12 protein-coding genes are annotated in these 16,792 nt (G+C 34.8%); 9 read left to right on the top strand and 3 right to left on the bottom strand.

The genetic code is table 11. The features are described from left to right. The first annotated feature begins 423 nt into the window (after positions 1-423). From VB264_RS07585 to VB264_RS07560, 6 genes are all read left to right on the top strand, one after another. Positions 424-2,562, top strand: a complete 2,139-nt coding sequence (locus VB264_RS07585) for a DUF262 domain-containing protein (RefSeq protein ID WP_323248143.1) — start codon at positions 424-426, stop codon at positions 2,560-2,562. A gap of 291 nt (positions 2,563-2,853) precedes the next feature. Continuing rightward, positions 2,854-3,762, top strand: coding sequence for an SMP-30/gluconolactonase/LRE family protein (locus tag VB264_RS07580; RefSeq protein WP_323248141.1), 909 nt, complete (start codon positions 2,854-2,856; stop codon positions 3,760-3,762). Between the two features lie 71 nt (positions 3,763-3,833). Then, positions 3,834-6,308, top strand: coding sequence for a right-handed parallel beta-helix repeat-containing protein (locus VB264_RS07575; protein ID WP_323248139.1), 2,475 nt, complete (start codon positions 3,834-3,836; stop codon positions 6,306-6,308). Positions 6,309-6,411: 103 nt separating this feature from the next. Next, a complete protein-coding gene (locus VB264_RS07570) occupies positions 6,412-7,269 on the top strand; it encodes an AraC family transcriptional regulator (RefSeq protein WP_323248137.1) in 858 nt (285 codons plus the stop codon). An 80-nt stretch (positions 7,270-7,349) separates the two neighbouring features. Further along, positions 7,350-8,075 carry a siderophore-interacting protein gene (locus tag VB264_RS07565; protein WP_323248136.1) on the top strand — a complete coding sequence of 242 codons (726 nt, stop codon included), beginning with the start codon at positions 7,350-7,352 and terminating at the stop codon, positions 8,073-8,075. A gap of 188 nt (positions 8,076-8,263) precedes the next feature. Next, positions 8,264-8,566, top strand: coding sequence for a hypothetical protein (locus VB264_RS07560; protein WP_323248134.1), 303 nt, complete (start codon positions 8,264-8,266; stop codon positions 8,564-8,566). A gap of 134 nt (positions 8,567-8,700) precedes the next feature. Here VB264_RS07560 and VB264_RS07555 read toward each other — a convergent pair whose 3' ends face one another. Beyond that, positions 8,701-9,258: a hypothetical protein gene (locus VB264_RS07555; RefSeq protein WP_323248132.1), complete on the bottom strand. Its 558-nt coding sequence runs from the start codon at positions 9,256-9,258 to the stop codon at positions 8,701-8,703. A gap of 807 nt (positions 9,259-10,065) precedes the next feature. Between VB264_RS07555 and VB264_RS07550 the strand changes: the two genes are divergently transcribed. Continuing rightward, positions 10,066-10,506, top strand: coding sequence for an SMI1/KNR4 family protein (locus tag VB264_RS07550; protein WP_323248130.1), 441 nt, complete (start codon positions 10,066-10,068; stop codon positions 10,504-10,506). A 414-nt stretch (positions 10,507-10,920) separates the two neighbouring features. Here VB264_RS07550 and VB264_RS07545 read toward each other — a convergent pair whose 3' ends face one another. Continuing rightward, positions 10,921-13,260, bottom strand: a complete 2,340-nt coding sequence (locus tag VB264_RS07545; protein ID WP_323248129.1) for a TonB-dependent receptor — start codon at positions 13,258-13,260, stop codon at positions 10,921-10,923. Between the two features lie 29 nt (positions 13,261-13,289). On the opposite strand from VB264_RS07545, the gene VB264_RS07540 reads away from it, so the two are divergent. Further along, positions 13,290-13,490, top strand: a complete 201-nt coding sequence (locus VB264_RS07540; protein ID WP_323248128.1) for a hypothetical protein — start codon at positions 13,290-13,292, stop codon at positions 13,488-13,490. On the opposite strand, the gene VB264_RS07535 is transcribed toward VB264_RS07540, so the two are convergent. Continuing rightward, positions 13,480-14,760 (bottom strand): PepSY-associated TM helix domain-containing protein, encoded by a 1,281-nt coding sequence (locus tag VB264_RS07535; RefSeq protein WP_323248127.1) that lies wholly within the window; start codon positions 14,758-14,760, stop codon positions 13,480-13,482. The two genes, VB264_RS07540 and VB264_RS07535, sit on opposite strands and share 11 nt — an antisense overlap. Before the next feature lie 649 nt (positions 14,761-15,409). Here VB264_RS07535 and VB264_RS07530 point away from each other — a divergent pair. Further along, the gene (locus tag VB264_RS07530; protein ID WP_323248125.1) at positions 15,410-16,768 is read left to right on the top strand and encodes a 3-keto-disaccharide hydrolase; all 1,359 of its coding nucleotides are present in this window, start codon (positions 15,410-15,412) and stop codon (positions 16,766-16,768) included. Positions 16,769-16,792: the final 24 nt, after the last annotated feature.

Raw genomic sequence — 16,792 nt, 5'->3', positions numbered from 1 at the left:
GTCAAAAGTTAGCTTTTGACCTCTTTGTTTTTACAGCCATCGAACGTCAACTACTTGAAAGTTATGACTATACATTTTATATAATTAACTTGTGGTTTCAATCATTTTTTTCAAACAGTTTTCATGTGGTTTTCTGTATCATTGATAAGATTTTTTTTGGTAAAGTTTGATACAATACTCATCTTGTTAGATGAAATTAGCATAAGGTAAAATGTAATAGGGAAATGACGGAATTATTTGCTTTGTTTGAAATCTTGAATTTAAAATTTGAATAGCATTTGAGGTGTGATAATTAATTGTTAGTTTAGATAGTGGAAATACATACTCTAGCAATTTACATAGATAGGAATAGACTTTCGCATATTAGTGAGTTATGCCCAATACTAAAACCAACAATGGTAACAACAAAAAGATAAATAATAAATGCACGAATTAGAATCATTAAAGAACATATTCAAGGACAGAATTTTTAAAATTCCAGACTACCAACGTGGTTATGCTTGGACTGAAAGACAATTAAAAGATTTTTGGGAAGATGTTGTTAATCTTCCGCCAGACAGATTTCACTATACAGGACTTTTATCTCTAAAAAAAGTCGATAAAAGTGTTTGGAATAATTGGAATGATGAAAGGTGGCTACTCGAAGACAGAGGCTACAAACCATTCCACGTTGTTGACGGGCAACAAAGACTAACAACATTTGTAATTTTCATTCAAGCCATTTCAGAATTATTAAAAACGATACCCGAAAATAAAGACGAAGAAATATACCTTGGGTCTTTTAGCCTAAAAGCAATCAAAGAAGAATATTTAGTGGTTCAAAGACCCCCTCAATTTATTATTAGCACATATAAATTTAGTTACGAAGTTGATAATCCAAGTTTCCAATTTTTGAAATATAGAATTTTCAATGAACTAAATAGTGGAACGATTCAAGAGACTTTTTACACTTTGAACCTTGAAAATGCCAAACGCTTTTTTACTGAGAATCTCAAAAATTATTATGAGAAATATGGGATAATAGAAATTGAAACCCTATTTAAAAAAATCACCCAAAACTTAATGTTCAATGTTTATGAAATCAGTGATGATTTTGATGTTTTCGTGGCATTCGAGACAATGAACAATAGAGGGAAAAAGCTTTCCAATCTTGAACTTCTTAAAAACAGACTTATTTATCTAACTACGCTTTATGATGAGAAAGAATTAAAAAAAGATGAACGTTTTTGCCTACGTGAAAAGATAAATGATTCTTGGAAAGAGGTTTATTATCAGCTTGGAAGGAACAAACAAAATCCTTTAAATGATGATGATTTTCTTGTGGCACACTGGATTATGTATTTTCAATATACAAGGGAAAAAGGGGATGATTACATTCGTTTTCTTTTAGAACAAAAATTTACATCACAGAATATTTATGCGAAAACAGAAGTAATTGTAAGCACGTTGCAAGAATTTCAAGAAGTTAGAGAAGAAGAAAAAGAAAATGATCAAGAGGATATTGAAGAAAATGGTAATGAGGAAAAAGTTGTACTTCGTTCTAAACTTTCGCCAAAAGAAATCGAAGATTATGTAAATAGCTTGAAAGCTGCGGCTGTTCATTGGTACAACACGCATAATCCAGTGAATAATCCAGATTTGACAAGTGCTGAAAGTTTATGGATAGACCGATTGAACCGAATTGGTATTATTTATTTCCGACCACTTGTGACTGTTTCGTTTTTGTCTAAAGATGTTGACTCAAAACAAAGGATTAAACTATTTAAGGCAATAGAAAGATTTATTTTTATAACATTTCGATTAAGTAGAGCTTTCTCTTCCTATCGCAATAGTGAATTTTATAAAGCAGCAAGACAGTTTAGGAATAATGAATTAAGTGTTGATGACATTATAAATAAACTTCAAGCTAATATGGATAGATGGTTATTCTATACTCCTGAAAACTCTTCTGAAATATATTTTAACTATGGTCATTTTCAAAAGTATTTAGAAAAGCAATTCAAAAATGGAGGAGGCTACTATTATTGGAATGGTTTGAAGTATTTTCTATACGAGTATGAAATGGAAAAAGTCAGACAGAGAGGTAGTCAAAAGATTGACTGGAAATTATTTGTAAAAGGGGAAAAAGACAAAATTTCAATAGAACATATTTTTCCTCAAACGCCCGACAACCAATGCTGGAAAGATTCATTTAAAGGATATAAAAAATCAGAAATAAACATATTCCAAGGAACATTAGGGAATCTACTTCCTCTATCACAAAGTATTAATTCAAGTTTACAAAATGACTGTTTCTTAGATAAAAAAAATCCAAGGTACAACGAACGTAAAGAAAAAATTAGACAAGGTTATTCTGACGGGTCACATTCAGAAATCGAAGTTTCAACTTATGAAGATTGGCACCCTGATGCTATCTTAGAACGAGGAATAAATCTAATTGAATTTATGGAGAAGAGATGGAATATAAAATTCGAAAATGACCATGCGAAAACGGAAATACTATTTTTAGAGTTTATGGTGTCAGACGAAGGTGAAACTGAAACCGAAAATACAAATGAATGACCAGAAGTATTGGTCATAACAGGTGTTTGGCTCAATGGCGGGTGACGTGCTTCTATGACAGTTTAGAGGTAGATTCAAGTGCATTTTTTCGATTGAACATTAGTGCTATAAATTCGCCACTTTCTTTGCTGTTATAAGCCTTTTTCGACTTGAAACGCTCAATAAAATACAAACCCTGCCTTCAAATCCGCAATTTTTCCCTTAATGATTTTTCCAAACCATACAAATCTTTCCAGAAAGCAAGTTGCAAATCTGTAACTTGCTTTTTTAGTATTAACAATCCAAAAATATATGATAAAGTTTAGCCATATTCTTGCTGTACTCTTGTTGTCGAATCAATTATTATTGGCACAGTCGAATGATGATATTTCTTCTTTGAATCTCATTCAAAAAGGGGCTGTGTTAGTGCAAGTTTCCAAACAATTTACTTTTACCGAAGGCCCAGCAGTCGATAAAAAAGGTAATATCTATTTTACCGACCAGCCAAATGATAAAATTTGGAAGTATAGCACTGATGGTAAATTGACCCTTTTTATGGAAAAGTCGGGGCGTTCTAATGGCTTGTATTTCGATAAAAAAGGTAACATTATCTCCTGTGCCGACGAGCATAACGAGCTATGGGCTATTAATTTAAAAGGAGAGAAAACCGTATTGTTAGATAATATCAAAGGACATCAAGCTAATGGTCCGAATGATTTATGGATTGACGGCAAAGGCGGTATTTATTTTACTGACCCTTATTATCAACGTGACTACTGGGAAAGAAAAAAGCCAGATATAGAAGGGCAAAAAGTATATTATTTACCGAAAGGAGCTAGTCAACCTGTAGAAGTAGATGCTGATTTAAAAAGACCCAATGGTATTGTTGGCACGCCCGACGGAAAGTATTTATATGTAGCTGATATTGGTGATAGCAAAACCTACAGATACGAAATACAAGCGGATGGAACATTGGCAAATAGACAACTTTTTGCCCCGATGGGCTCAGATGGTATGACCTTAGATAACCAAGAGAATTTATATTTGACGGGCAAAGGCGTTACCATTTATAATCCTCAAGGCGTAAAATTGGTTAATATTCCAGTGCCGTCTAATTGGGTCGGCAATATTTGTTTTGGAGGCAAAGACCGCAAAATATTATTTATTACCGCCTCAGAATCGGTTTATACCTTACAAATGGAAGTGAAAGGAGTAGAATAGTATTTTTCATCAAATATTCCTTATGTCATTAAAATAATGTGTTGACTATCAAGGGCTAATTATCAAGATTGATGAAAACTATAAAAATTGTATTACTACTATTAAGTAGCCAAATAATCTATGCACAAGCTGATAAAACGCTTTTGTTTAGTGCTGGACAAAATATTTATGTTTCCCCAAAAGGCAATGATACAAACGCAGGAACAAAAGCGAAACCAGTTGCCAGTTTTGCCAAAGCTCAAACCTTAGCACGTAAAACACAAGCTGGTAAACCAGTCAATGTGATTTTTATGGATGGTATTTACTATTTGCCCGAAACAGTTCATTTTACTGCCGATGATAGCAAAAGCCTGACATCACCCATTAAATATACAGCCGAGCATGAAGGTAAAGCCATCATAAGTGGAGGTTTGTTACTAAAACTAAATTGGAAACCTTGGCAAAAGGGAATTTATAAAGCACAAGTGCCTAATAATGTAGCAATCGACCAGTTGTATATCAACGGAGTTCGTCAAAGAATGGCACGTTTTCCAAACGCTGTTGCGGGTAAAAATGTATTTGATACTTGGGAGTTAGACCATAACGCCAAAGCAGATGTAGCCACTAATCCTTTTATATTGAGCCGTACTCAAAACTGGGTAAATCCAGAAGGTGGTTATATTCATGCCATGCACAGTGCTTTATGGGGTGATATGCACTGGGTGATACAAGGGAAGAACCCCGATGGAACACTCAAATACGAAGGTGGTTGGCAGAATAATCGCCCTTCAGCAATGCACCCACTTTATCGAATGGTCGAGAATGTTTTTGAGGAATTGGATGTGGAGGGCGAATGGTTTTATAATAAAAATGAACATAGTCTTTATTATATGCCACCATCAACAACAGATTTAAAAACTGCAAAAGTAGAGGTGGTTCGGCTAAGGCATTTGATTGAATTTAATGGTTCTAAAGAAAAACCTGTAAGCGGAATAAGCCTTGAAGGATTTGTATTTCGCCATGCGGCTCGGACTTTTATGGATAACAAAGAACCACTCTTGCGTTCAGACTGGACGGTGTATCGCGGAGGAGCCGTAGTTTTCAATGGTGCAGAAGACTGTGCTATTAAAGATTGTGAGTTTGACCAAGTAGGAGGGAACACCATTTTTGTGAATAATTATAATCGTAGAATTACCATTAAAGGTTGTTATATTCATCATAGTGGTGCCAACGGAATTGCGTTTGTGGGTGACCCCGCTACCGTAAGAAGCCCTTTGTTTAGATATGGGAATCAAGATTTTAAGCATCTGGATAAAACACCAGGGCCAAAAGGCGATAATTTCCCAGAAGATTGTTTAGTAGAAGACTGTTTGATTACGATGACAGGGCGTGATGAAAAACAGACTGCACCAGTGCATATTGCTATTTCGCACAAAATCAGAGTAAATCATTGTTCCATTTATGATGTACCTCGTGCTGGAATCAATATCAACGAAGGTACTTTTGGTGGGAATATCATTGAGCATTGTGATATTTTTAATACCGTCTTAGAAACAGGCGACCACGGAAGTTTTAACTCGTGGGGACGTGACCGCTTTTGGACACCAGAAATCAACGAAACTGTAGCAGAAGTTGCCAAAGAACCAACTTTGCCTTTTTGGGATATACTAGAGCCCAATATTTTAAGAAATAGTCGTTGGCGATGTGACCACGGTTGGGATATTGACCTTGACGATGGTTCTACTAGCTACAGAATTTATAATAATTTGTTGTTGAGAGGCGGACTAAAAATGCGTGAAGGCTATGATAGAATTGCTACCAACAATATCATTATCAACAATAGTTTACATCCGCACGTTTGGTATCAAAACAGTGGGGATGTATTTAAAAACAATATTGTGTTTATGGCGTATAGGCCTGCCGTTATGAACAAATCTATTGCACAGAATGGCAAATGGGGGAAAGAACTAGACTATAACTTTTTTGTATCTAATCAAGAAAACATGAAGCGGTATGCTCAGAACGGTTGTGATGAACATTCTTTAAATGGGGATGCCATGTTTGTTAACCCTGAAAAAGGTGATTTTAGGGTGAAAGATACTTCACCAGCTTTGAAAATAGGATTTGTAAATTTTCCATTAGATAATTTTGGAGTAACCAAACCTTCTTTGAAAGCCATTGCCAAAACGCCTGTAATACCAACTATTAATATTAATACTGAGTTTATTCATGCACAGCCAAACAGTGCTTTTACTTGGATGGGTACAAGTTTAAAAGAACCCCAAGGTGACGAATTATCAGCTTATGGACTGGGTTTTGATGAAATAGGAGTAGCCTTACTTGATTTTACGGACGATGCCTTAGCAACAAAATTAGGATTCAACAAAGGAGACCTCATTCAAACAATCAATGGTGTTAAAATCAGTAATATTCAAAGCCTGAAAGAGTACGTAAGTAGTGATAAAGCTAAGCTGAATCTACAAGAATTTGTAATTATCCGTAACCAAGCCAAGCAGAAACTCAATATCAATCAAGCTATTTTTGGCGTATTGATTATGCAGAAATAGCGTAAATGTTCTTTGTTTTGCACCTCCCTTTTAGCTTTAATAATAAACGATTACTTTAGCCATGAAAAGGTAGATTTCAACAACACAAAAACACAGCAAAGCCTTGAAAATAAAAGCCGATATACCCGTTTTTAATCAAAGTAGCGAAGCTATTGGAGGTATTTATATTGCAAAATTGTCTGTAGAAGATGTTGATTATCATGAGGATAAAAGAGGAGTCCATCGAGACGATTTCTTTATTTTTTTTGTAATCACAAGTGGCTCTGTAATGATGCAATGCGATACCGTTAATATTGAAATAGAGTCTCCAAGTGTGCTTTTGATGAAGCCTTTTCAGATTCATGCTGTCCAGCAAGTATCAGCAGGTTCCTCAGGATATTTTATCAGTATTGCTCCCTTTTTAATTCCCAATCTTTGTTCAGAAATCTTTCAAAATTTGAAGATTTCTGAACAAGTAAAAAAAATAGAGGAAGTTCTACAAGAAGACCTGATGGCGAACATTGCTTTATTGAAAAGTGTTTTTACCAAAAATCAGTTATACAATACACAAATTATCAATGGACTTTTTAATGCGTTGGTGTATCAATTCTCAAATTTATTTCAATCATCAGAAATACCTACACCAGAACGTAAAAATCAATCGTCATTGATTACGACCAATTTCAAAAAGTTAATTGCTAAAAACAACTTTTTAGAAAGCCCTTCTTTTTTTGCCAAAGAGCTAAACATTAGCACTACACACCTGAACGACTGTGTGAGTTTAACCACAGGGAAATCTGTTACTTATTGGCTACAAAATGCAATGCTTTTAGAAGCACAAAGGCTTTTGTATTATACCGAAAACGAAGTGAAGGAAATTGCCTATCATTTAGGCTTTAAAGACCATTCCTATTTTTCAAGGCTATTCAAAAAAATAAGTAACGAAACTCCTTTGGGATTTCGGAATAAATTCCGTGAATAGTCCTATCATCTCCATGGCATATTCAACCATTTATGGCTGTTTTTGTATCAATTTTGTGAGAGAATTAATACAAGAAAAATATGCCGTCGATACCCAAAATAATAGGCGACTTTATGGAATTAACGTTTAGCAGTAAAATCTGCAAAGTAAACGTTGTTTCAACTGTCATGCCAAGTCCCAACGTAAAAATCATTACGTTTAAGGGAGACTTTCCCCAAGTGAAATTCAAAATTGGACAAGCCATCTTCATTAGAATAGATGAAACCAATTACCGCAATTACACCCCCAGCAAATGGGATAGTGACTTAGGAATATTTGAAGTGATTTTCCATCTTCACAGTAATGGTCCGGGAAGCCATTTTATTGAAAACATAAAAGTAGGCGACCACGTAACCGTTGGTTTGCCAAGAGGCTTCAATATTTATAAACAGGAAGCAAAATATCAATTCTTTTTTGGCGATGAATCTTGCATTAGCGTGTTTAAAAGTATCAAAGACGAAATTAATCATAGTGAAAACAATTATCTAGGTATTTTAGAACTAGACAATACATCATTAGAAGTGCCAAAATCATTAGGATTGATGGTGGATACCGTCCCCAAATCAGTCAACAGAGCTGAGTTTGCTATTGAGACTTTAAACAAATTGGACGACAAAATTTGGCAATTATGGCAGAACGGATTTTTTTATTTGATGGGCAATGCCAAGTCAATTCAAAATTTTAGGAAAGCACTAAAAGACAAAGGTGTATCTAGTAAAAACATTTATACACAACCATATTGGGCAGATGGGAAGGTGGGGCTTTGATAGTTGAATTGTGAGGGATGAGTTTTTTACCCTTGCTTGATGCAGTGAAAAAATAATTCAAGCAAGGGGTTAGTTGAATTATTTTTTTCTTTGTTTTTTGCAAATCCTCCTTTGATTTTCGCAAGTACTTTTTGTTAATAAAGTATAATCTTTGTGTTATAGTTACAATCAAACAAAAAGCAATAAATATGAAAATCATTAGCGGAATCTTGATAGCCATTACAGTGTTTTTAAATGCCAAACATGCATGGTCTGCTCTTACGATGAGCATGAAACCCGAAGAAACTAAAATGCTCTCTGACATCGGTTTAAGCCAAGGCTTTGTTTTTCCGATAGGAATAGTATCATTAGCAATATGTTTGTTGGTATTGTTTCCCCAAACCTATTTTGCAGGTAATTTACTGAATGCAGTAACCATTTTGCTAATTATGGCTATGGCATTAAATACCAATAATATAAAAACGGCTTTAATCGAAATTCCCTTTTATTAATGCCCTTGATAATGATTTGGCTGGGGCATCCTTTGAAAAAGTAAACACGAGTCATCCCGAATTTTCTTTTAAAATATTGAGTTTTTAAAGATTTCAAAATTCGGGATGACTCATGATTGCAAAACTTAATTTTATTAATAATCACTCCTTGGTCTCCTCGCTTCCCAACGCCCATCAGTTTTTCTTGTTTCAATCTGTTCTTCTAAATATTCTATAAGCTCTTCTTCTGTTTCCTTTTCTAGCAAAGCTTCTAACGCTTGTATATTATAAGGTTCTGGCTGTGCACCAATAGCATAAATGCACTTGCGAATAAAGGGGTGTTTTAAACAAGTATCATATCTATAAAATTCAGGTAAATCATTCATTATATGCAAAATTGTATCAATATTTTTAGGATTATCATAGAAATAAACTTGAAACATTCCAACCATATCATCATGACCATTATGCCATTTCTCTTTTAAAAAAATGGTGTTTAATTCTTCAAATTCATTTTTACTCATGGAATGAGGTAAAAGCCAATAAATAATAGAAAATAAATCAATATGCTCAACATCATCTTTTAGTGAAAATAAGATTTGTTTAAATTCCTCAAAAGAGACTTTAAAATGTATTTTGTTGTATATTTCTTCACGATTAGAAAGAGAATTGTTTACTAAAATTTCTAAATCTTTATCAGTAAGTATTATCATTATTTCTAATAGTTCAAATTTGAATAGTACGCCGAGTCCGCAACTTAACAAACTTATAAAATGCGTTGCATTTTTGCAATGTAACATTGCAGTTCACCTTGACGTAGTGAAATACTAAGCCAAGCAAAAGTCTGTTAATACCCCTTCCTTTCTATTAGCTGGTGACTTAAGTCACCAGCTAATAGAAAGGAAGGGGCTTATTAAAAAAAGAGTAGCAAAAATAAAAAGTAACAACCCCTAATACGCCAAGAGAGGTAGATGGATTTTGAGTCCCATCTTCCTACATCCCTTTTAATTATTAAAAATAAATTATTACTTTAGATATTAGAAGATTAGTTTCAGTAACACACTAAGTGTTAAGAGTAATCACAGAAATTACTTTTATGCTGACAAAATCAATTAAATCACTAATTAATAATAAAGTAATACAATGGGTTATCTCCTTTTAATATTCCCAATTGCTTATTTGATAATTACAATCTTAATGTGTAAACAAGAAAGTGAAAATAGGAAAATAAACTTTTTCGTTGCCTTACTAATATGTTTGGTCATAACGCCAATCATGGGATACTTTATCATTTCCAATTTTGCATTACTTAATCCAAGAGGCTGTAAATGGTGTAATAATAGCCAAAATGAAGCAGAATATTGTGGGGTTTGTAAAAAAAATAGTACTGGATTGATACTCGGAAGTTAGTTTTAACCTTCGATTGATGTTTACTAAATAGCATATTTCAATGGTTTTGCATTTTCTATATATTGAGAGTTTTCACAGTATGAAAAGCTCTTCAATACAATCAATTAACGATGAACATTTCTGACTTGTTAAACACAATAAATTCAACCGCTAAATTTAAAGTTGATAAAAAGAAAGGTATTAGCATTAAAGAATTACATGAAATTGAAAAAACGCTTGGTATAAAACTGCCAGATGATTTGGTTGAGTTTTATACTTTCTCAAACGGGTTGGAAGGTGACGATTTGATTTTCAATATAATACCAATCAATGAAGTTGAAAAAGATAACGACAACGTAGGTGAATATTTGTTTTTTGCAGAATATTTGATTTATTCAGAAACCTGTGGACTTGAAATAGACCTATACGACAAGAATAAGTATAAATTTTTTTATTTGACTTATGAACAGGAAGACTATAATAAGCCCCAAAGGAATTATATAGGTGACTCAATAATAGATTTTATTACATTATATAGCAATGAAGGTACATTCGGTATTTTTCGTGGCTAATATGATAACTGCGATATGAATAATGATTGCCAATTACCTGAGAACATAAAACCTTGGTGGAAATTCTGGTGACCATTAATTGTTATTAAACATGAGTCATCTCGAATTTTAAAATCATAAAAAAGCGGTCGAAAAACTAATTTCGACCGCTTTTTTATGATTGATGAACAACGAATTCCTACTGTTTGAGCGGTAGCGAGTCGGTTCGCCGATGCGATTAGGAATTCTTGATTTTCTTTTGCGGTCCGCCGCGCGGTTACTTTTCTTTCATCAAGGAAAGAAAAGTAAGGACTAGACAATAATAAATAGAAAACCTCTCAAATTGTCTCCAAAGTGCAAAAATTTAGGGAAAATTCGGGATGACTCATGATTTGCCTCTATTTCTTTGAAGAATAAAGTTTTTGTTGCTACCTACTAAAACTTCAACGTAACATTTCCTGTAAATTTAGCAGGAGCTTGTGGGGTTAGGCGTACTGACCAAGCTTGTTCGCTTGTTAAGTTATCAACCTTAAAGCCTATACGGAATTTGCTGTGGTCATAAAAAACAGTAGTATCAAACATGGTATAAGAAGGTATGATAACTTTTGCTTTTTGTGTATTGGTTTGGAAAGACGAACTACCAGCGTTACCACCAAAACCAAGACCCAAACCTTTTAAGTTTCCTTTAGAAAGACGGTAGCTAACCCAGAAGTTAAGTGTTCTTGGCGGGCCAGATAAAGCAGGACGTAATCCTTGAACAGTTTCATCTGCATTGGTATATTTACTATCGTTGTAAGCATAACCAGCTACGACGTTGAACCCTGTGAAAGGAGTAGCAGTAAGTTCAATTTCTACCCCTTTGCTCTGTTGTGTACCATTCTGAATTGAATAATTGGCATCTTTGGGATCTGTTCTCAACACATCTTTTACCTGAATATCATAGTAACTAATGGTACCTACTAATTTATGATTTAGTACATCTGCTTTAACACCATATTCAAGTTGATTAGCCTGTTCTGGTTTAAATGAATTTCCTTGTGCATCCGAGCCATTTCTGTTGAAAAAGCCATTCATGTAGTTACCAAATAAAGAAACTCTATCTTTTACCAATTGATACACTAAGCCTAATTTAGGTGAAAGCGTCGTTTGGTTATAAGTACCAGTCGTTATGGCCGTATTGATGTTATAAACACCTTGATTGAAATAACGATCTACTCTTAAACTAAGCATTGCCATTAATCTGTCGTTAACATTGAATACGTCAGATGCATATATCGCGTAAGTATTGTCACCATTGTTTTCTGCACGTAAAGTTCCTGTAGATGCCAAGCCGTCTATGGTTTGTTTGGTAATTTTATAAGTAGTTCCTGGATTAATAAAATTGATAGTGGGTCCGTTGATAGTAAGTCTATCGAACGAGTTTGAGTTATTGTAATAATCTAACCCTACAACTAATCTATTACGGAATTTACCAATTTGGAAATCGCCAATAAAGTTTTGCTGAATATCATTTGCAATAAAAGCAGTATAGCCTCTGATAACGGATGCTCTCAATGTTGTATCTGTACGACCATTCAATGCTGAGATATAGCCATTGATAGACGAGCGTGCACGAGAAATAATCGTTTGTGAAGTCCATTTGTCCGAAATCTTATAGTTGAATTGGGCAAATATATTCATCATTTCTGTTTGATAGGTAAGATCGTTTGCTCCAAATAAACGATTGTAAGGAAACTTCATATCAACAATCGATTGCGTTTTGTTACTTCCCGTAAAAGGGTTAAAACGTACAACAGATGTTGCTTCTGCTTTACCAAACTCTACATCAACTAACAAAGAAAGTCTATCAGTAATCTGATAGGAGAAACTAGGAGCTAGGCTCAAAGAATTGGTAAAGCCCATATCTTGAAAACTTTTATCAAAAGTTGTAGCACCGTTCAAACGGAATAGCACCGTTTTATCAGCATTAACAGGCGTGTTGATGTCAAATACTAAACGGTTATAATTCCAGCTTCCGCCAAAATACCCTACTTCACCCCCAAAACCATTGAAAGGTTTTTTGGTAACACGGTTGTATAGCCCACCATAACTACTAGATACACTAGTACCGAATAGCGTAGCAGATGGCCCTTTGATAGCCTCTACACGTTCGATATTGGCAGGGTCTATAGATGAAAATGCTTGTCCAGCTACACCATTTCGGGCATTGGGTTCTGTTTCAAAGCCTCTAGAGCGAAAGGTTACTCTACCTTGGTTAGCTAACATCGGAATACCCGCCCCAGGCACATTTTTGCCTATGCTTCCTAAGTCAACAGCCATTTGTTCTTGAATCAGTGCTTTAGGTACTGTATTATATACCTGTGGGTTCTCTAGGTTTTTAAGGGGTAACCTAGCTATATATACGCTTTCTTTGTGCGAAAACTTGTTGGCACTTCCCACTACGGTTACTTCCTGCAAAGCATGAATGTTCTCTTCAGTAAGTTGGTAGTTCAACGTAGCGGTTTCACCAGCTTTTACTTGTATAGCAATGTTTTTTTCTGCTAAGCCAAGCATCTGAATCGTTACAGTATAATTGCCTGATGCGACATTAGCAAACTGATACTGTCCGTCAACATTGGTGAGTGTCGCCTTGTTCAACTGTTTGATAGAGACAGAAACTAGCTCTAATGGAATACTATCTACAGATATAATGCGACCTGCTACACTCCCAGTATTCTGGGCAAAAGTACCTGTTAATGATGCCAAAAACAGGGCAAAAAGTAATAAATATTTCATGCTGATTAATTGTTAAGGATACGATTGTGATGCGTTTTTCATGGTTGAAAAACCTTAAAAAAATAAAAGAAACCTCATCTGTAGCAACGACTTTTCTAGCCTCTGAAAAAGTTGCTACCTTTTCAGAGGAAAGTTTTTATCACTCGATGAAATTTACTTCTCTGAACGAGAAGCTTGGGGGTGGTTGCCGTTTGGGTAAAACTAAAAACAACCTATATTCTATGAAGTAATAACTTCTTTCATAGTTTTCTTAGTAATTGATGTTTTCTTTTTTACTCCATAGCCATTTCTACCCCACCAAATCAAGAAACCCGTTACGGGTAAACTTGTAGCAATTAGGCAGGCTATGAAATAGAGTATTTTAGAAAAAGTACCAAACAATTCGCCTGTGTGGATAAGCTTGGCGGAGGATACAATTTTTTCACCAAGGCTTTTATCGGCATACCGACTCAGGACAATTACCTTACCCGAATATTGGTCTAAGGTCACACGGTCTATACCCGCAGAAGTCAAGAAACCCGATTTGTATTTCAAAACATTTACAGTCCCTACAGAATCTTTGGGCAATGTAATGCGGGTGGTGCCTTGATAGGGATAAATGGCGTTTATGTTATCAACGATTTTCTCAAACGCCAGAGGTTTAGTTTGGTCATTTATATAAACAGACTGTTCAGAAGTTTCTTTTGGACTAGGTTTTTTGCCAGTCAATGTTTGGGCAAAGGCATTTTTGTACCATGTAAAGGCAAAGTAAGGCCCCGTCAAAGCCATTATCGTAACAAAAATAAAGGCATAGAAGCCTAAGGCTTTGTGCATATCAAAATTTATGCGCTTGAATTTAGCATCTGTTTTAATCTTGAATCCCTGTTTCCAAGCACTAAATTTTCCCCAGTTTTTTATTTTAGTGGGTGCCCACAACATTAGTCCAGTAATTTGTAGAAAAATCATCATGATACATGCCACACCTGTTATTACTCCTCCAATATCATGGTTTTCTATCAATAACCATCTATGCAGTTTTAAAGCCGTAGCGAAAAATTCAGCAGTAGGCGTTTGGGCATCGCCTTGAATTACACCCGTATATGGATTTACCAGATAGCTCTTTGTTTTTTCCTGTTTAGGAGCTACTTTCTCATTTTCAGCTTTATCTTTAGAAGTCTTTGCTACTTTTTTATCGTCATTGGCTTTCTCTGCTTTTTTGTCTTTTTTGGGTAAGACAGTAAAAGTCCATGCTTCATCAGCATTTTGAGGAACCTGAATAAGGGTTACTTTCCCATTTTTCTCCTTGGCAACGGCTTTCGCTAATTGATTGGCAGGGAGCATTTTTGCCCCTGCTTGTAACTGAATCTTGAATTTGTCTTTATCTACCCATTGCGTAATATCTTTTTGGAAAACATATAGTGTACCCGTCAAACACATGATTAACAACACAATTGCGCTAGGTAGACCAAGCCACAAGTGAATATCATAAATGAATTTCCGAAAAGTATATTGTTGTTTCATGGTTAGTTTTTTATATAAATACGCGCTACAAACAGCGTTTTGTTTATGCTGATGGAATATTGATAACATTGCTATTTACACCAAGCATTCTTCATTTTCTTTAATCCAATCTTTTAAAATGAATATTTATTTAGATTTATTATAAATAATAAACAAAGCTAGTTTTAAAAATACTAAAAGTCAATAATTACTTTGTAATTAGTCTAAATAACTCCCTAAACCTGTAAAATTTAATATTGTGGAAAACACAGTTGAATAAAATTAAGAGCTTAGGCTATTTATTTAAAAACTGTCGTAAAAGTTTTATACCATTTAAGCGTCAGCATTTAGCGAAATTCCACTGTTTGAGCGGAGCGAGACGGGTCGCCGTTGCGATTGGAATTTCTTGACTTTCTTTTGCGGTTCGCCATACGGTTACTTTTCTTGTGTCTGACGGGCACGCCTAGTGAAGAAAAGTAAGGTTTTGCGAAAGGTAATATTGTTTTTTGGGTATAAACAAAATATAATTGCAACTTCTGTCCATTAAATATTACGAAAATATGCTACTTAAGAGGATACCCTACAGACCCTCCAATATTCTTTCATAAAATCCAGTATAAAAATTATGTTGTATTCTTTATAACAGTAAATCTAATTTTATAATAAAACAATGAGACAAAAGTTTTTAAGTATTTTATTTATTATCAGTATTTTATCTTTTTCGTCATTTGCTCAAAAAGAAAAATGGACTAATTTGTTTGATGGTAAAACCTTGAAAGGTTTCAAGCAATTAGGAGGAAAAGCTAAATACAGTGTAAGAAATGGAGAGATTGTAGGCACTACCGTAAAGGATACGCCTAATTCATTTCTATGTACCGAAAGCGATTACGGCGATTTTATTTTAGAACTAGAGCTTAAAGTAGCTGACGGTATGAATTCTGGTATTCAATTCAGAAGTTTGTCTAGCCCAGATTATCAAAATGGTAGAGTACACGGCTATCAAGCAGAGGTTGACCCTTCAGAGCGTGCGTGGTCTGGTGGAATTTATGATGAAGGTCGCCGTGACTGGTTGTATATTCCAAACATCAATCCAGAAGGTAAGAAAGCCTTTAAATTACATGGGCAGTGGAATAAATACCGCATCGAAGCCATCGGGAATGTAATTCGTACTTGGGTAAACGATGTACCAGTTTCAAACTTGGTAGATGACATGACCGCAAAAGGCTTTATCGCCTTGCAAGTGCATGCTATTTATGGAGACATGAAAGAAGGCATGGAAATAAGCTGGAAGAACATCAAAATCCAGACTGAAAATTTAAAGCCTCGCCCGACGGATAATACGCCAGTGATTAATTTAACGTTAAATACGTTATCTGAACAAGAAAAAGCACAAGGCGTAAAATTATTATTCAACGGTAAGGATTTCACAGGTTGGAGAGGTGTTCACCAAGAAAAAATGCCTGATATTCACTGGAAAGTAATTGATGGAACAATCAATGTGAGTCCGTCTGATGGCTCTGAAACAGGTAACGATATTGTAAGTACCGAACAGTACGGGGCATTTGAATTAACTTTTGAATTTAAATTGACAGAAGGTGCGAACTCTGGCGTGAAATACTTTGTAAACGAAGCGTTTGATTCTAATGGTAAATCTGGAATCGGGTTAGAATATCAAGTATTAGATGATGAAAAACATCCAGATGCAAAAATGGGATCGGTAGGTAACCGAACTATGAGTAGCTTGTATGATTTAATACCTTCGTATAAATTAGATAAGCGTTTCCAACGTAAAATTGGCGAATGGAACCAAGCTAGGGTAATCGTATATCCAAACAACATTGTACAACACTGGTTAAATGGTTTCAAAGTGGTAGAATATGAACGTAATAGTAATATTTTCAAGGCTTTGGTAGCAAGAAGTAAATACGAGAAATACAATGGCTTTGGTGCTGGAGAAAAAGGAAACATCCTTATTCAAGACCACGGCAATAATGTATCATTTAAGAATATTAAGATTAAAACATTGTGATTTTTTGTGATTAGTGATTGGTAA

The sequence above is a fragment of the Arcicella aquatica genome (assembly GCF_034928825.1).
Classification (GTDB): Bacteria; Bacteroidota; Bacteroidia; order Cytophagales; family Spirosomataceae; genus Arcicella; species Arcicella aquatica.
The sequence above is the reverse complement of the archived record's forward strand: the minus strand, read 5'-3'. Positions and strand labels throughout refer to the sequence as shown.